Source organism: Bradyrhizobium sp. INPA03-11B (genome assembly GCF_040446015.1).
GTDB lineage: Bacteria > Pseudomonadota > Alphaproteobacteria > Rhizobiales > Xanthobacteraceae > Bradyrhizobium > Bradyrhizobium macuxiense_A.
This window is the reverse complement of sequence record NZ_JASGSR010000003.1, coordinates 118,784-134,145: the sequence shown is the minus strand read 5'-3', so window position 1 is coordinate 134,145 and position 15,362 is coordinate 118,784. Positions and strand designations below refer to the sequence as shown.

Below are 15,362 nucleotides of genomic sequence, written 5' to 3'. Positions count from 1 at the left end.
AAATGAGACTTCCGGCGTTTTGTCAGCAAGGAGCGGGCCAACGGGCGGGCGCGGAAAATATCGAGTTATTTCAGTAGATTATGGATGGCGCTGGCGGCGTGGAACTGGTTCCCGGCAGGCCCCGTTTTTGCCCGGCGGCAAGATTTGCCGTCCGCGCGCGGCAAGGCATCACTTGCGCTGGATTGCCTCGCCGGAATACGGCCTATATTAAAGGTGGCCTCCGACGCGTCCCGAACCGACCGACCGGCTTTGGGTGCGTTCTAAGGCTTTCTGGACAAAGGCTTTTTCCAATTTCGTCGCGGAGCGCATAGGCTCGCCGCGACAGGGACCAATGACCGCTTAGAGATGCTCAACAGTCTGGATCTTGAAGGCCGCCCTGAAGACACACGGATCGTCGTTGCCATGTCCGGCGGCGTCGACTCGTCAGTGACGGCCGCGCTGTTGAAGTCGCAGGGTTATGACGTGGTCGGGATCACGCTGCAGCTCTACGACCACGGCGCCGCGACCCATCGCAAGGGCGCCTGCTGCGCCGGCCGCGACATCCACGATGCGCGCAATGTCGCCGAGCGGATCGGCATCCCGCATTACGTGCTCGACTACGAAAGCCGCTTCAAGCAATCGGTGATCGACAATTTCGCCGACAGCTACGCGCTCGGCGAGACGCCGGTGCCGTGCATCGAGTGCAACCGTTCGGTCAAGTTTCGCGACCTGCTCGCAACCGCCCGCGAGCTCGGCGCGCAGGCGCTGGCCACCGGGCATTATGTCGCCTCGCGCCGGCTTGCCGACGGATCGCGCTCGCTGGTCTGTGCGGCGGATGCCGATCGCGACCAGAGCTATTTCCTGTTCGCCACCACGCGCGAGCAGCTCGACTTCCTGCGCTTCCCGCTTGGTGACATGAGCAAGCCGCAGACCCGCGAGCTGGCGCGGCGCTTCGATCTCGAGGTCGCCGACAAGCAGGACAGCCAGGACATCTGCTTCGTGCCGACCGGCCGCTACACCGACATCATCGGACGGCTGAAGCCGAATGCGATCGCGCCGGGCGACATCGTCGATCTCGCCGGCAATGTCATCGGCCAGCACCAGGGCATCGTTCATTTCACCGTCGGCCAGCGCAAGGGCCTTGGTATCGCCTCCGGCCACCCGCTCTATGTGGTCAAGCTCGATGCGGCGACGCGTCGGGTCGTGGTCGGGCCGCGCGAGGCGCTGCGCATGGATCGCATTGCGCTGCGCGACGTCAACTGGATCGGCAATGGCGCGCTGGATCGCGTGATCGGCGAGGGCATCGAGATCTATGTTCGCGTGCGTTCGACGCGCGCGCCGCAGCCGGCATGGCTGCGCGCCACTGATGGCGGCTATGAGGTCGAGCTCGTCGCCGGCGAGGAGGGCGTGTCGCCCGGCCAGGCCTGCGTGTTCTACGATGCGCCGTCCGGGCAGGCGCGTGTGCTCGGCGGCGGGTTCATCAAGAGCGCTAGCGCGAGCCGCGTGGCGCGGGCTGCGACGCAGGATGCGATGGCGCCGCTCGCGGAAGCGGTTCGCGGATAGCGCATGATCCGGAAAAGTGGGAACCGGTTTTCCGAAGCGATCATGCGCAAACAAAGCTGAATTCGGGGCAGGGAATGGCTGGGGACATCGACCGCGACGGGGTCGAAAAGGCGTATGGCCGCTGGGCGCCGATCTACGATCTGGTGTTCGGCAAGGTGTTCGATCAGGGCCGTCAGTCGACGATCGCGGAAGCCGATCGGATCGGCGGGCGCGTGCTCGATGTCGGCGTCGGTACCGGACTGTCGCTGTCGGACTATGCGCGCACCACAAAACTCTGCGGCGTGGACATTTCCGAGCCGATGCTGCGGCGGGCACTGAAGCGCGTGCACGCGCTGGGCCTCAGCAATGTCGAGACGCTGGCAGTGATGGACGCCAAGAACCTCGCGTTCCCGGATGCGTTCTTCGACGCGGTGGTCGCGCAATACGTCATCACCGCGGTGCCGGATCCCGAGGCGACGCTCGACGATTTCATCCGCGTGCTGAAGCCAGGCGGCGAACTGATCCTGGTCAATCACATCGGCGCCGAGAGCGGCCCGCGCCGCATCTTCGAGCTCGCCTTCGCGCCGCTGGCGCGGCGGCTCGGCTGGCGTCCGGAGTTTCCATGGGAGCGGCTGACCAATTGGGCGGCGAAGCATGGCGGTGTCAGCCTCGCGGAACGCCGGCCGATGCCGCCGATGGGGCATTTCTCGCTGATCCGCTTCCGCAAATCGTGAGGCTGCGGCCATTTTGACCAGGAACATCGGCGCGTCGTCCCGGTTTTCTTGTCATGAGGATCAATCGAACACGCGCCAATCGCACGCTCGCATTGTCCTGTGTGCTGATGCTGGCACCCATCGTTGCCGAGGCGCAGGCGCCGCCGACGCCCGCCACGCCGCCGGCACAGACCGCGCCGCCGGCGCCGCAGCGCGCCGCCGCGAATTGCGCGCCGCAGCAGCCTTCGCATCCGGGTGTTGCGGCGCCGGAGGGAACCACGACCGGGCAGGGGACCTCGTCGCTGGGCGACAAGCTCGCCAAATCCGACGGTGTGCTGTGTCCGCCGGCCGGCGTTGACCCCGAAATGCGTGCGCCGACCCCGCAGGGCGGCAACACGCCGGTGATTCCGCCGCCCGGCAGCCCCGGCGGCGACCAATCAATCAGGCCGAAATAGCCTCTGGCTGCAATAGTTTGCGGCTCCGTCCGCCTTTGCTTGACAGGTGCGTGTGGCACTCTTTATATCCCGCGCGTTCGCAGCAGCGGCTTCTATGCCGCCGATCGCGAGCCCATGGCGGGGTAGCTCAGCTGGTTAGAGCACGGGAATCATAATCCTGGGGTCGGGGGTTCGAGTCCCTCTCCCGCTACCATGCATGACCCACTATCGCAGTGGGCCTGCGGAAAGGCGTCCCCGCCGATTAGCGCGGCGAGCTTACCTTTCACCTCAATCTCGAACCCTTCCCGTGGTCCCTTCGGGTGGACCGTCACGCTGTGCACGAGTGACCGAAAGTTCTCGATCAGGGAACCGCGGTCGTCCTTGGCCTCGGTGTGGCCGGCCATTGTCTCCGCAAGTGCGTTCACAGTGCTTATGTAGCGGTCCAGGCTCGCCGGGTGGAGCACGACGGGGACTGGAGCTTCTTCGATTGCGGCCAATTCGGCCTCGACGCGCAATCGCTCTTCCTTCAGCTCCGCGATCCGTTGCTTGGCGTCCTCCTCGGAAATTACGTACTTGATCACGAGATCAATGTTGCGTTGCCGCTCGCCTTCGATCCGGTCACGTTTCGCTTCCAGTCGCTCGCGCGCTGCGACAGCGTTCCCCGCAAGTCGCTCTCGTTCGCTGTTGTACTTGCGTACATATGTCTCGATCAGTTGCGGGTCTTTCAGTTCTTCCGCCATACCGCTGAGCACAAGTCTTTCGATGTCGCGCAGATAGATGATCCTTCGATTCGAACAACTCCCGCTCTCACGGACCACCGAACAGCGAATCCTGGTCTTTCCAGTCTTGTCACGGTCATGAACCGACATTCCCGATCCGCAGCAACCGCAGCGAAGGAGACCGGAGAGCAGATGCGGCGCCCGTCGCTTCACGTGGCTGGTCAAGTGGCTCTTTTCGGTTTTCAGAGCGTGAGCTTGGTCCCAAACGAGCTGTTCGACGATCCGTAGCTGAGGCGCCTCGATGGTCTGCCACTCATCACGAGGGTTCGGGCGAGATAGTCGTTTGCCGGTATCAGGATCCTTAACCATCCGGACTTTGTTCCAGACAATCCGACCGGCATAGAGTTCGTTGAAGATGAGCCCAGCACCACGTTGGGCGTTGCCATTGATCGTCGACGCGTTCCATTGCCGGCCTCGCGGAGGACGAACGTTTTCTCGGTTGAGATCGTGTGCGATGTCCCGGGGCGTTCGTCCCGCGGCGTATGCCGTGAAAATGCACCGGACGATCGTAGCTTCGTCTTCGACGATTTCGAGTTCACCGGCTTTGCCGGGAACAGCTCGATATCCGTACGCGCGTCCCCCCGCGTGTCGACCGTCGCGTATGACACCAGCCATGCCGCGACGGACCTTCTTCGCTCCATCTTCGCGCTGCATCTGTCCAACGAGGCCGCGAATTCCAATCAAGATCGAGTCCGCGGTGCCGTCATGAACAGCTTGGATTTCGATTCCCTGGAAAGATAACCTTTTGTGGATGCCGGCCAAGTCTTCCATGTCACGAGAAAGCCGATCCAACGCTTCCACAATGACAACGGTGAAACGCCGTTGGCGCGCAGCATCCATAAGCTGCATCAAGCCATCGCGGCCAAATACAGAGGCCCCAGAACGAGCCTTGTCCTCGAAAGTCGCAACGATGTTGAGCTGATGACGGGCCGCATAGGCCCTACACAGAGCAATCTGATCTTCAGTCGACTTTTCGTTTTGAAGCTCGGTCGAGAACCGAGCATAAACTGCTGCGGGCTTCATCTTGAACACCACCGCTGATGCGTTTCTCGCTGGCGGCGTCAATATGAGTTTTCATCAGCCGCTCATTCTCGAAGAGATGATCGCGCCTCGCATCGGCGATTGCAAGGGCTTCAACAAATCTGACCAAGGCAGGATCTATCTCACGTTGATTTACACAACGTGATGCACGGTGAAAAATTTTCCCGGTCTTCGCATGCTTCATAACGGCAGGATGCTGCATGCTGTCTAAGAGGAGCATGTCGTTTTCGCATCGATCGCAAAATTGGATAGGATTGAAGGCAGAACGGACAGACTCGCGGGAGGGGAGAGATCAGGCGGATTGTTGCTCTCGCGGAGATCAGGTTCAGGAATTCATTGCGTCACTGTACACAGGCCCCCGCCACCAAACCGTTATGAGCGGCAGACGTCGGTCAGCTTCGTTGATCTTGCTACGCTTTCGCTCGTGTTTGGTCGCGTTCGTTGCCTTTTGATCCGGACATTTCTGGTGCTTAGGAAAAGGGAAATCGTACGCCAGATACCGAGCTTGGCCCTGTTATCTCTTAATCAGTGGGCTCCAGGTTCGAGTCCTGGTGAAGCGCCAGGTGTCGCCGCCGTCGGGCTCGAGCAGTCCATCGCAGCGCGGCTTGGCTGGACGAAGAGACGCGACGCCGCATCGATCGACGAAATACTCGATCGTGAAGTTCTTGCCGTTGTCTGCCGGAGCGGTAATCCCGCAAGCTGGAAGAACGACGTATTCAGCGAGACCCTGACCGATATCGAGAAGAAGGATGGTGAGATCCTTCACATCATCCCGCGTTCATCATCTGTCGAGTCGCCAGATCCGGACGGTCAATGTGAACATCGTGCGGATGTAAGCGCAGTGGCTTGAGAACTCTTTTACTTCGTCGTCGAAGCCAGTCGACGAGCCCCGAGTGCCGCGACCGCAGCTGCCTTTTGCGATCCGGTCATTGCGTCCAACTCCCTGTAGACGTTGGTTCGTGCCTCATCAAATTTGATGCCGCCGGCCTGGCCAGTACCGTCGGAGAAGATGACGATGTTCTTTGGCATTGCACACTAGCCCCCTTGAGTGCGCCAAGGCCAAACTATGTCAGATCGGCTGATTGGTATGTGATAGTCGCCAATCGTGCCGGTCTACGGCAAGGCCTTCCGCGAAAGGGGCGGAATCACGTTTCACGGTCGCACATCGCGATCGCCTGATCGCACGCAGGGCTCTGTTGACCTTGATCAAGAATGTCCCCGCCGGTGGTTTCAGCAATTCGATGGGAGAACCAGAACATAACAAGAAAATAAAGGGTCGAGTGGGGAGAGAGATGGGATTGGAACCCTCATTTTACGGATCCGAGATCACGGTATAATATGGCTTTTTTCTATAACCCTAATTATAGATAGGAAATTCGATGCCTAATTTTGGCTTTTCATGAAACGCAGCGATCTCAGCCACATCATCCAGGGGACCCTGAAGCGGCTGCCGCCGCCGTACGATTCCCACTACGGGATCGTCCCGCCGGCACCGCCCGAGGAGGGCGTTTCGGTAATAGGGGCGACAAAAGCCCTGGATGCCGCCCAAGCGGCCTTCGGCAAGGTCGATGCCATCGCCGCCCAGATGAAGGACCCATATATCGTCAGTCGTGTGCTGACCAGACGCGAGGCGGTGAGTTCATCGTCGATCGAAGGTACCCAGAGCACCCTCGACGAACTGCTGTCCGTCGAGGAGACAGGCGACGACGGCGCCAGGGATGAAGCGCGCCAGGTGCGCAACTATGCCGTTGCACTGGATGGATTCATTCCGCTGGCGGCGGAGGGCGGGTACGGCGTCTTCACCATGGACTTAATCCAGAATCTCCATCGCGCCGTGATGAAGGATGATCCGGACTACCAGGACGTTCCCGGTGACCTCCGCACGCGCGTCGTATGGATCGGCGGAAATGGAGACATCTCGTATTCGAGTTTGAACCCTCCGCCTCCTGCGGACGTCCCCGGCTGCCTCGCTCAAACGGTCGACTTTCTACGGAACGAGGGCATGCAGCAGATGACCCAAGGGTTCATCACGCGCATGGCAATCGCGCACGCTCATTTCGAGGCGGTGCATCCCTTCCGCGATGGTAACGGCCGTGTCGGTCGTCTCCTTCTGCCACTCATGATGGCGGCCGAGAAGCATGTCCCCTTGTACCTATCGCCTTATATCGAGAGCAAAAAGGGCCCGTACTACGCTTCACTCAAGGATGCTCAACAGCGGCTGAATTGGCAGCCGATCATCACCTTCATGGCCGACGCCGTCACCGGCACGGTCGACGAACTCATCCGGACCCGTGAGGCGCTGTCCGAATTGTCCAATGTCTGGCGGGAGCGCCGGAAATTCCGCAAGGGATCGGCGGCCGCACGAGCGCTTGACGAACTTCATAACTATCCGGTCGTGACGGCCAAACGGCTCGGTGAACTTCTCGAGATCAGTCCTCCGCAAGTCCATCAGGCTATCGCTCAACTGGAGGAGGCGGGCATTCTAAAAGAGCGTACGGGTTACTCGCGCAACCGCGTGTATGCCGCCTCTGAAGCGCTGAGCATCATCAATCGTCCTTTCGGCGAGGAACCCCTTCTCCCTGAACAGATTGATCCGGACGAAGTACCGGTTGGCACCAAGGGACTGTGATCGCACTAAATTCGTCGGGGGCGCGGCTGGGGTCTATGCATTATCGCATGAGCGCGCGAGATCTGGTCGTCGTCATGTCAACCGGTGTCGACGTTCTTGCAGTATTACCCGAAGCTCGCTTCATCGGAAAGAAGCCTTGCCGGCGGTCCTTCGGATCCGACGTGACTTTCGAACGATTCATTGAGGACGAAGCGAGCCCGTCGGGACGTCCGTCGCCGACGTTTATCCCTCTTAATTTTCTGCAAGACAGCCGGAGAGCAGAACAGCACGGAAGCGAGGGAACGTCGAATGCTTAGACCGGCGGATGAGGGGGTGCAGCGTTGGTCAGGCACGATCATGCATACACCGCTCGAATCTCGCTAGTTTATCGATGAATCGATTAATTTCTCCTTCGTCCGCTTATTCTGAAATGCGAACTGAGTTCTCGCAAACCACCAACGGCAAATCGAAAGCTGCTTCGTCATGAGTGAGATACGGATCGAGAGAGACAGTCTCGGCGAACGAGAACTGCCTGTTGACGCGCTTTACGGCATCAATACCGTTCGGGCTTTGGAGAACTTTCCACTAACCGGCCGCACGATCGCGACGCTGCCCGGATTTGCTGCGGCAATGGCGATGGTCAAGGAAGCGGCGGCGCGGGCCAATCGGGAGATCGGCGCGCTCTCGGCGGAGCGAGCAGGAGCCATCATCAAGGCTTGTCAGGAGATTCTTGCCGGAAAGCACGATGCTCATCTTGTTGTTGACGTTCTCGAAGGATCGGGTGGCACCTCATGCAACATGAACGTCAACGAGGTGGTCGCAAATTTGGCTGCGCGGCTGGCCGGCAAGCCGGCTGGTGACTACGCGTTCGTCCATCCGAATGAGCACGTCAATCTCGGTCAATCGACCAATGACGTGGTCCCGACGGCAATGAAGCTTGCTGTCTTTCGGGCGCTGGAGGGGGCTTCACTTGCCTTGACGCAATTGGCCAGCGGCTTCTCGGAAAAGAAGAAGGAGTACTCCGAAACACTTCGGCTTGGGCGCACCTGTTTGCAGGATGCGGTGCCAATGCTGCTCGGTCAGACCTTCGGGGGGTATCAGGCGGTCATAGAACGTCATGCCAAACATTTGGAGGATCTCCGCCGTCAACTGTTGACAGTCCCGCTCGGCGGAACCGCGGTTGGAACAGGCCTGAATTCGAGACAGGGCTACAAACAGGCGGTCTTCCGTCACCTGTCGGTTCTGGTCGGCCATGAGGTCAAACCGACGCCCGATGCGTTCGACGGAATGCAGAACCTCGACACGTGCGCCAGTCTGTCAGCCGAGCTGCGAAATTCCGCAAATTCTCTCTGGAAGATCGCCAACGACCTCATTGTGCTCTCGTCGGGTCCAGGCGGCGGTATCGGAGAAATCACGTTGCCGGCCGTTCAGGCGGGGTCCTCGATCATGCCCGGCAAGGTCAATCCCGTTATTCCCATGGCGGTGTGCCAGGCTGCATTTGCCATCTGCGGGAATGATGCGGCGATCGCAATGGCGTGCCAGCAGGGGATGCTCGAGATCAATCATTACGAACTGCTGATCTGCGATCGCCTGATCGATTCGATCACTCTCCTCCAGCGTTCGGCTACGATCTTCCTCGAACGGTGCGTGCGCGCGCTGGCGGTAAACGAGGAGCGATGCTGGCAGAACCTGCTGGCTTCGAGTGCGCTGGCGACCGCACTGGTGCCCGAGCTCGGCTACGCGCCCGTCGCCACCATCGTACGCGCGGCACTCGCTGAGCATCGATCATTTCTCGATGTCGCCGTCGAACGTGGGCTGTTGCGTCAGGAAGACGTGCGTTCGGCCATGCGTCGCGCTGCCGTTGGACCGCCAGGCCCGTCGGGATGAACAAAATTTACTGAAGGACAAATCAAAAATTTCTGGAGGGAGCGATGGTTGAGGTCAATGTGGCTTCGAGGATGCGGTTTGAAGATGTCCCACTGCGACGGTTCCACCTTCGTGCCGGATTTAGCGCCTGCGGCGGACAGTTTGCGACGGCTTTGAACTCGGCGACTATCGGTATCGCTGTTGCGATCGCGGCGACGCCGCTGCACTTGTCGGCGACATGGATGGGTCTTGCTGGGCGCCGGCGCCTTTGGAGGGCCAATGCGAACGTCTTTTGGCAATCACGTACTGCGGTAAGCCAACCGAATTCCGATGTTCTTGCCGAATCTCGGGTTGTAATATGGTGATTTTACTCGGTAGTCCCGCGCCCGCGAAGGCGTGAAGTACCAGGCGCCCCCGCAAATGGAAAACAGGAGCTCGTCCTCGATACGAACAGGTTTACCCGTGACGAGCGACTCCTCGTAATCATTTCGGGCTCCCTCGCTCGTGAAAACGACGTCGTAAACGTTCCCTATAAGATCGTGAATTCCGTCACGATTGACGCCGCCAGGAAACAGTCCGAGCTCGGTCGATCCTTCGACAAGGTTTCCCTTGTCGTCCCTCAAGAAGCGCTTCTTATCGAACCTCAATGCCGCGTGCCTCCCTTGTTCCGGCATGTCGTCTCCCCAGGGCCAACGCGTCTCACCTCCGTTCGTCGACAACCGCTGCCATTCCGCGCTCGTAAGCAGAGTGTATTGATGGCCCGGATCGATTTTTCTGAGGGCCGTGATGATGGATTGGATCTGCGAAAAGGAGCTGATTGTGTATGGGCGGAGTGGGTTCCGCGTCTCCAGATCGTTGGCCGAAGTCTGCGATCGAATTGCTTCATAGAGCATTCCCATCTGAAATCGACAAAGATGGTGCTTCATCACGGACCAGTCGCCTGACTCCATGCGAACCGGTGCTACTTCCGGAGGCAGACGACAGCTCGGGTGGGCCCCTGACTTGCCCAGAAAGCGCAGCAGCGCGCGCCTGGTCCGATACCCGTAACGGCTGAATTCGCGAGGGGGCAAAAGCCGGACTATCTGCTTTACGAGTAGTTCGCGGATGGTGTTGGCTGCTGAATCCGGGATCTGCTGACGATTGGAGAGACCATCGTAGGTATCGGTGACGGATGCGAGCGCTTGCCAAACGAGATCGCTATTACCACCTTTCAGATGATCGATCAGGTCCGGCACGAACCTTTGAATCGCGAAGTCCGGATAGTGAGCGACTACGCCCACGAACAGGCCGAGAGCCGCACGAACCTCATGATCCTTCAGCTTCGCCAGCAGGCTCGAAAGTCCGAACAAGTAGGCATCTCGTGGATCGCTGGTTCTGTACGTTTTACCGTTCAGGTCGCGATTGGGTGAATAATCCAGTGCGTTGACGAGCGCGCTTTTTACGATCCCAAGATCCGGATCTCCCAGTTGGTCGTCGGCTGTCGCCGAAGCGGCCCCAACCTTCAACGTGACAAAACGGGACGATTGTTGGTGGGATTTCGCCTCGAATACCTGCTCCGGAGGCTGTGGAAACAGAAGTTCGAGCAGTTCAGCGATTTCATCGTAGCGTCGTATGGGAACGACACGGATGCCTAGTCGGCTCATGTCTTTGGTGATGATCTCGAGGGAGGCAGCCTGGTCCACCCGAAAGAATGCGAAGGACTCCGAACCGGTCTTCGCGAAATTGAACATAGCTTTCCGTACTTCATAGTCGTTGACGGAAAAGCCAATGAAGAGTGGAGTATATTGGCCAGAGGACAAGAAGGAGTGAATGTCCGATCCGGCTTTATACTTTTCGAAGTACTCCTCTTCGGTCATGACCCATGTTTGTGGAATGTCGAGGGTCCCATGCAATTTCACCAGGATTGGTTTTTGAGAGCTTCTTTTGGCGGCTCGCAGACGAGGGATGTCGACGCTCGTGCCGATCCGGCTTGGGAGAAGAAGCTTTGCCGTGTAGGAAAACGAAGCCTCTACATGATGATCGAGATTTGTGGTTGCAAAAGTCGTCACGGGAAGCCGCACGACTGATTGAAGCGCAAGGCTCGTGCATCCTTCCAAGCCTGCGAGTTCTTGGCGGAGCAATGACCGATATTGCGTAGGATCCTGCCGTAGTGCGTCGGCAAAGACGATTTGCGGCTCTTTGGACTGGTATAGGCCGTGCTCGGCTTTCGTAAAAATCCGTTCGATCACCTTCGTTTTAAGGCCCTGCCAGTCCGGCGCTCCCAGTGGCACGGACAGACCGGCTCCGATGACGGGCAGCAACTGTCCTCTCACTTCGGTCAAGCGCTTGAGCGCTTCAACTTGGTGGTCCCGGAACGGGTTCTCATCCATCGCGATTTCCTCAATCGATATTGGCCTCGGGCACAGGCTTAAAGTTCGGTTGGCGGTATACGTACGGCTTTTGTCCCAAGAAACGTCGAGCGAATAAACAGACGTTAACACGGCAATGGACTGAAATGGAGTTGGCCAGCTTCGCCGACTGCAGGGAGCTGCCGTGATCGGTCCTTCCTAGGGACATTCCCAGTACGTCGAATCGTTCCGAACTGCTTTGTAGGATCACGCAGCGCTGCGGAGGTCCGGATGATCGAAGCGTTCTCCCTTGCGACCGCTCATCTTTTTCAGGATGCGATGGCGTCCCAAGCGCGGCTGCGATATCGGGTGTTCGTCGAGCAGCGGGGACTGCCGCATACGCACCACGACGATTTGGAGTTCGACGAATTCGATACTCCCGCTGCGATGTATTTCGTCCGGCGCGATCACGAACGCGTCGTACGGGGCCTGATCCGACTTCTCAGAACCGACCGCCCCTATATGCTGCAGAACTACTGGCCGGAGCTCGTCCGTGGTACCCTTCCGGCAGGCACCGATGTTTGGGAGATGACGAGGGTCTGCGTGGATAAGTCAGTCGCTCCCGCGGAGCGCCGCTCGATCATGCCCGAGCTGCTTTGCGCGGTTTCGGATCACCTGCAGAACTCGCGAGCGAAGGGCGTTATCGGAGTGACGAGAGCGCATCTGCTCAGCCATTTCGTCAGACGAGGCATCGAGTGGCTGGGCGATCCGGCGGTGGTCGAGGGTGAGGTCGAGCGGGCATTCTTCGTGCCCAGCCAGTGCTTGCGACCGGATCATCACTGCGCAAAGTACGGCATAGGTCGGGTCCAGCTGCGGACCGGAGAATTCGTCGAGAGAGCCGCATGAGCGCGGATCTTTCGGAGGAAGAGGATACGCCGGCGGTGGTGGCCGCGAGAATGGCGGATGCGATCCTCTATCTAAGCTCCGTCGCGAGCAAGGCCGGGTTGGCCGCGATATCGAAGGACCTGCTCTCCGTCCGGAACAAGCTTCAAGAGGAAGCCGCTTCGGCCTCGACGGTACGCAGCCCGGAGATAGGCGTCGTCCGCAGAGCACGAGGAGCCCGCCTATGGACCAAATGAGCAACTTCGACGACCTGGAATCCCAGGTACGATACTATTGCCGGCAAACGCCGAACATGTTCGTAACGGCGAGAGGGGCCAGCGTCTGGGACGCCCAAGGAAACGAGTTTACGGATTTCCTGTCAGGGTGCGGCTCCCTGAACCTCGGCCACAATCCTCCCGGCATCAAGGCCGCGCTGATCCGCTATCTGGAGGCGGACGGCATCGGAAACGCGCTCGATTTCCATACGGCCGCCAAATGCAAGTTCATCCAGTGCTTCCACGACCATGTCCTCGCGCCGAGAAAGCTTCCTCATCTGATGCAGTTCACCGGCCCGACCGGCGCAAACTGCGTCGAAGCCGCGATCAAGCTTTCGAGGAAGCATACAGGTAGGCGTACGATCGTCGCTTTCACCAATGCATTTCACGGCATGTCGATGGGGGCACTTTCTGCGACGGGGTCGCGGAAGGCGCGGCGCGGTCTCGAAGGGCATTTGGATGGTATCGTGAGACTGCCTTTTGAAGGGTATCGGGAGGCGGGCATCGGAGAGCTGGAGCGATTCGCCGCAATGGCTTCCGATCCGTCGGGAGGCATCGATCCGATTGCGGCGATCATCGTTGAAGCGGTGCAAGGGGAAGGAGGGCTGAACGTCGCCTCTGACGCCTGGCTGCAGAGGTTGAGACGGATCGCGACCGACCTCGGAGCGTTGTTGATCGTCGACGACGTGCAGGCCGGTTGCGCACGCACGGGCCGGTTCTTCAGCTTTGAACGCAGCGGCATCGTCCCTGATCTCGTATGCCTCTCCAAGTCGATCAGTGGGATGGGATTGCCCATGGCGTTGTTGCTCGTGGCGCCCAAGTTCGATACGTGGATTCCCGGCGAGCACAGCGGCACTTTTCGCGGCAACAGCCTGGCCTTCGTGGCCGCGACCAAGGCCGTCGGTCATTTCACCGACCCGGATTTCGTTTCGGGAATCTCCATTCGGTCCGCCATCCTCGATCGCTGGCTGCTCGAAATGGTCTCAGCCTTTCCGCAAGCGATAGACCGACACAAGGGAATTGGGATGATGGCAGGCCTCGAGTTCAAGGATCCGACATGTGCCGCCGCGGTTGCGGCCGGCGCTCGTGAGCGTCGGCTTCTCATCGAGACCTGCGGGCCTGACGATCAGGTGATCAAGGTCTTCGCGCCGCTGAACATCGACGTGGTTCAATTCGCAGACGGCCTCCGGCGTCTTCATGCCACGATCGAGACCGTCTGCGCGCCAAGGATCGGAATGAAGGCGGCGTAAGAGCCTGCTAGATCGATATGATGCCGGTCTGAATCCCCTTAACCACGGCTGTGATGCGGTTGCTGACCCCCAGCTTCCGGATCGTGTTCGAGAGGTGGAATTCGACCGTCTTCTCGGAAATCGAAAGGATCTCTCCGATCTCCCAATTGGTCTTGCCTTCCTTGCACCACTTCAGACATTCGATTTCCTTGGCAGTCAGATCCTGGCCGGACGAGAGTTTCTCGTTGTTCAGCTCGCTCAATCGAAGTCGGTACTGGAAGGTCAGCCCGTAGATCATCGCGAGTCGGTTGGGAGGCGCGCCCCTTTCGTCCCTCAAGCTGATGCTGATGAGATCGACGTCAGTGCCGGGTCCGTGCAGAGGGATCGTGATGCCGGAATGCACGCCCATGTCGCGGCAATCCGCTAGAAAAGCCTTCTGGCGTTGAGACAGCTTCGTCTTGCCGCAGGCGTCGCTCCACGCGAACGGCCGTCGCGCGGAATGCACGAACTGGACTACCGGATCGATCTGATCCCAGCCGCTGGTGACGTATCGATCGGCATAACCGTTCGGAAACCTCATCCAAGGAATATCGACCACCCGACGGTCCCGGGTCCTGGCGAAAACGGCGTTCTGATATCCTTCGCTCTCGACGGCGTCGAGATAAAGATCGCGAAGTGCTTCTGCGGAAGTGACCGAGCCGGACGATGAAATGAAATCTTCTATAAATGCAATCATGCAGCTCCCCCGCTGCCAGAGGTCAATTCAATGAATTCTCCCAAGTAATGATTGAACTCTGATGCCTGCACCCAATGCGGAGCATGGCCAGCGTTCACAATTATAGGATTGTTCAACCATAAGTTATTGTACGTCAAGCGATGAAGGTACGGAACGTACACGAAAGGATCGTTTTTCCCCTGCACGATCGCCAACGGCTTCGGGCAATTCGCTACGGCGGCGACCTCGTCCTGTCCCAAGCCTGCGAGGCCGTTCTCCAGCATCAGCCGCCTGGCTTCCCCATGGGTCCGCGCGATGCACCATGCCAAACGAGACGCCGGGTCGATGCTCGTTCCCAACATGGCGCTCCCGTAAGCCTGAACGTCGGCTTCGGAGAAGCAGGCCTTGCCGGCAAGATCCATCGTGGGCGATGGAAGAAAGCCTTCGGCCGCGCCGGCGGGACTCAATCTGACCGGAGGGGTCCCCGTGATGAGCAGGGAGCGGACCGCTTCGCGCGTAGCCCACATCTCTATCCCGATATGGCCTCCGAGGGACCAACCGACGACGTGGTAGGTACCTACTCCGAGTTGCTCCATGAGGTTCGACAAGATGTCCGCATATCCGGGGAAGCTGTAGGTACGGGCCGGATCGCAAGCATCGTCGGAGTTGCCGTGGCCCGGAAGATCGGGCGCGACGACGTCGTAACCGAGATCGGCAAGGTAGGAAACTTGATGCTCGAAAATCTCTTTGCAGGACGAATTGCCGTGAACGAGCAGCACGGAACCGCGCTCACCACCCGTTCGGATGTAGGCCAGCCTATCGCCTCCGATCGAGAGGTGCCGTTCGACCCAAGAACGCGTCCCGCTGCCGTTCACGCCATCGCTTTCCCGAATCGGTTCACCTCGCAGCATTCTTCGTCGAAAGGCGCCGATCATCCGCTAGGGATGTCCCTAGTCGGAGCCCTTCGAAGTT

Annotated in this window: 15 protein-coding genes and 1 tRNA gene; 10 read left to right on the top strand and 6 right to left on the bottom strand. The window is 59.4% G+C overall.

Annotated elements, in window-relative coordinates:
* The first annotated feature begins 345 nt into the window (after positions 1-345).
* The 4 genes from mnmA (at position 346) to QMZ05_RS02330 (ending at position 2,882) form a co-directional block, all read left to right on the top strand.
* On the top strand, positions 346-1,542 hold the full coding sequence (gene mnmA / locus QMZ05_RS02345) for a tRNA 2-thiouridine(34) synthase MnmA (RefSeq protein WP_353699299.1): 1,197 nt from the start codon (positions 346-348) through the stop codon (positions 1,540-1,542).
* Between the two features lie 74 nt (positions 1,543-1,616).
* Positions 1,617-2,255, top strand: coding sequence for a methyltransferase domain-containing protein (locus QMZ05_RS02340; protein ID WP_353699298.1), 639 nt, complete (start codon positions 1,617-1,619; stop codon positions 2,253-2,255).
* Positions 2,256-2,308: 53 nt separating this feature from the next.
* Entirely contained in the window at positions 2,309-2,689 is a 381-nt protein-coding gene (locus QMZ05_RS02335; RefSeq protein ID WP_050426307.1) for a hypothetical protein, read from the top strand.
* A 116-nt stretch (positions 2,690-2,805) separates the two neighbouring features.
* A tRNA-Met gene (locus QMZ05_RS02330) sits at positions 2,806-2,882 on the top strand.
* Here the strand turns inward: QMZ05_RS02330 and QMZ05_RS02325 are convergent.
* Together QMZ05_RS02325 and QMZ05_RS02320 are read right to left on the bottom strand one after the other, a co-directional pair.
* Positions 2,839-4,470, bottom strand: a complete 1,632-nt coding sequence (locus tag QMZ05_RS02325; RefSeq protein WP_353699322.1) for a recombinase family protein — start codon at positions 4,468-4,470, stop codon at positions 2,839-2,841. The genes QMZ05_RS02330 and QMZ05_RS02325 overlap by 44 nt on opposite strands.
* Entirely contained in the window at positions 4,409-4,708 is a 300-nt protein-coding gene (locus tag QMZ05_RS02320) for a hypothetical protein (protein WP_353699297.1), read from the bottom strand. The genes QMZ05_RS02325 and QMZ05_RS02320 overlap by 62 nt, the downstream gene beginning before the upstream one ends.
* Before the next feature lie 285 nt (positions 4,709-4,993).
* Between QMZ05_RS02320 and QMZ05_RS02315 the strand changes: the two genes are divergently transcribed.
* Positions 4,994-5,338 carry a hypothetical protein gene (locus tag QMZ05_RS02315; protein WP_353699296.1) on the top strand — a complete coding sequence of 115 codons (345 nt, stop codon included), beginning with the start codon at positions 4,994-4,996 and terminating at the stop codon, positions 5,336-5,338.
* 8 nt (positions 5,339-5,346) lie between these two features.
* Here QMZ05_RS02315 and QMZ05_RS02310 read toward each other — a convergent pair whose 3' ends face one another.
* On the bottom strand, positions 5,347-5,517 hold the full coding sequence (locus QMZ05_RS02310) for a hypothetical protein (RefSeq protein ID WP_353699295.1): 171 nt from the start codon (positions 5,515-5,517) through the stop codon (positions 5,347-5,349).
* Positions 5,518-5,887: 370 nt separating this feature from the next.
* On the opposite strand from QMZ05_RS02310, the gene QMZ05_RS02305 reads away from it, so the two are divergent.
* Together QMZ05_RS02305 and QMZ05_RS02300 are read left to right on the top strand one after the other, a co-directional pair.
* Positions 5,888-7,117 carry a Fic/DOC family N-terminal domain-containing protein gene (locus tag QMZ05_RS02305; RefSeq protein ID WP_353699294.1) on the top strand — a complete coding sequence of 410 codons (1,230 nt, stop codon included), beginning with the start codon at positions 5,888-5,890 and terminating at the stop codon, positions 7,115-7,117.
* Between the two features lie 462 nt (positions 7,118-7,579).
* Positions 7,580-8,983 carry an aspartate ammonia-lyase gene (locus QMZ05_RS02300; protein WP_353699293.1) on the top strand — a complete coding sequence of 468 codons (1,404 nt, stop codon included), beginning with the start codon at positions 7,580-7,582 and terminating at the stop codon, positions 8,981-8,983.
* A 278-nt stretch (positions 8,984-9,261) separates the two neighbouring features.
* Here QMZ05_RS02300 and QMZ05_RS02295 read toward each other — a convergent pair whose 3' ends face one another.
* A complete protein-coding gene (locus QMZ05_RS02295; protein ID WP_353699292.1) occupies positions 9,262-11,331 on the bottom strand; it encodes an SIR2 family protein in 2,070 nt (689 codons plus the stop codon).
* Between the two features lie 249 nt (positions 11,332-11,580).
* On the opposite strand from QMZ05_RS02295, the gene QMZ05_RS02290 reads away from it, so the two are divergent.
* The 3 genes from QMZ05_RS02290 to QMZ05_RS02280 are packed head-to-tail and all read left to right on the top strand — an operon-like array spanning position 11,581 to position 13,696.
* Positions 11,581-12,195: an acyl-homoserine-lactone synthase gene (locus QMZ05_RS02290; protein WP_353699291.1), complete on the top strand. Its 615-nt coding sequence runs from the start codon at positions 11,581-11,583 to the stop codon at positions 12,193-12,195.
* Positions 12,192-12,428 (top strand): hypothetical protein, encoded by a 237-nt coding sequence (locus QMZ05_RS02285; RefSeq protein WP_353699290.1) that lies wholly within the window; start codon positions 12,192-12,194, stop codon positions 12,426-12,428. The genes QMZ05_RS02290 and QMZ05_RS02285 overlap by 4 nt, the downstream gene beginning before the upstream one ends.
* Positions 12,416-13,696 carry a diaminobutyrate--2-oxoglutarate transaminase gene (locus tag QMZ05_RS02280; protein WP_353699289.1) on the top strand — a complete coding sequence of 427 codons (1,281 nt, stop codon included), beginning with the start codon at positions 12,416-12,418 and terminating at the stop codon, positions 13,694-13,696. Before QMZ05_RS02285 ends, QMZ05_RS02280 begins: the two co-directional genes overlap by 13 nt.
* A gap of 7 nt (positions 13,697-13,703) precedes the next feature.
* On the opposite strand, the gene QMZ05_RS02275 is transcribed toward QMZ05_RS02280, so the two are convergent.
* Both QMZ05_RS02275 and QMZ05_RS02270 read right to left on the bottom strand, forming a co-directional pair.
* Positions 13,704-14,411: a LuxR C-terminal-related transcriptional regulator gene (locus tag QMZ05_RS02275; RefSeq protein ID WP_353699288.1), complete on the bottom strand. Its 708-nt coding sequence runs from the start codon at positions 14,409-14,411 to the stop codon at positions 13,704-13,706.
* Positions 14,408-15,325 carry an alpha/beta hydrolase gene (locus QMZ05_RS02270; protein ID WP_353699287.1) on the bottom strand — a complete coding sequence of 306 codons (918 nt, stop codon included), beginning with the start codon at positions 15,323-15,325 and terminating at the stop codon, positions 14,408-14,410. The genes QMZ05_RS02275 and QMZ05_RS02270 overlap by 4 nt, the downstream gene beginning before the upstream one ends.
* Positions 15,326-15,362: the final 37 nt, after the last annotated feature.

Excerpts from the sequence above, each read along its gene's own strand:
- mnmA (WP_353699299.1), top strand. The coding sequence starts at position 346 with ATGCTCAACAGTCTGGATCTTGAAGGCCGCCCTGAAGACACACGGATC.
- QMZ05_RS02340 (WP_353699298.1), top strand. The coding sequence starts at position 1,617 with ATGGCTGGGGACATCGACCGCGACGGGGTCGAAAAGGCGTATGGCCGC.
- QMZ05_RS02335 (WP_050426307.1), top strand. The coding sequence starts at position 2,309 with ATGAGGATCAATCGAACACGCGCCAATCGCACGCTCGCATTGTCCTGT.
- QMZ05_RS02325 (WP_353699322.1), bottom strand. The coding sequence starts at position 4,470 with ATGAAGCCCGCAGCAGTTTATGCTCGGTTCTCGACCGAGCTTCAAAAC.
- QMZ05_RS02320 (WP_353699297.1), bottom strand. The coding sequence starts at position 4,708 with ATGCTCCTCTTAGACAGCATGCAGCATCCTGCCGTTATGAAGCATGCG.
- QMZ05_RS02310 (WP_353699295.1), bottom strand. The coding sequence starts at position 5,517 with ATGCCAAAGAACATCGTCATCTTCTCCGACGGTACTGGCCAGGCCGGC.
- QMZ05_RS02305 (WP_353699294.1), top strand. The coding sequence starts at position 5,888 with ATGAAACGCAGCGATCTCAGCCACATCATCCAGGGGACCCTGAAGCGG.
- QMZ05_RS02300 (WP_353699293.1), top strand. The coding sequence starts at position 7,580 with ATGAGTGAGATACGGATCGAGAGAGACAGTCTCGGCGAACGAGAACTG.
- QMZ05_RS02295 (WP_353699292.1), bottom strand. The coding sequence starts at position 11,331 with ATGGATGAGAACCCGTTCCGGGACCACCAAGTTGAAGCGCTCAAGCGC.
- QMZ05_RS02290 (WP_353699291.1), top strand. The coding sequence starts at position 11,581 with ATGATCGAAGCGTTCTCCCTTGCGACCGCTCATCTTTTTCAGGATGCG.
- QMZ05_RS02285 (WP_353699290.1), top strand. The coding sequence starts at position 12,192 with ATGAGCGCGGATCTTTCGGAGGAAGAGGATACGCCGGCGGTGGTGGCC.
- QMZ05_RS02280 (WP_353699289.1), top strand. The coding sequence starts at position 12,416 with ATGGACCAAATGAGCAACTTCGACGACCTGGAATCCCAGGTACGATAC.
- QMZ05_RS02275 (WP_353699288.1), bottom strand. The coding sequence starts at position 14,411 with ATGATTGCATTTATAGAAGATTTCATTTCATCGTCCGGCTCGGTCACT.
- QMZ05_RS02270 (WP_353699287.1), bottom strand. The coding sequence starts at position 15,325 with ATGATCGGCGCCTTTCGACGAAGAATGCTGCGAGGTGAACCGATTCGG.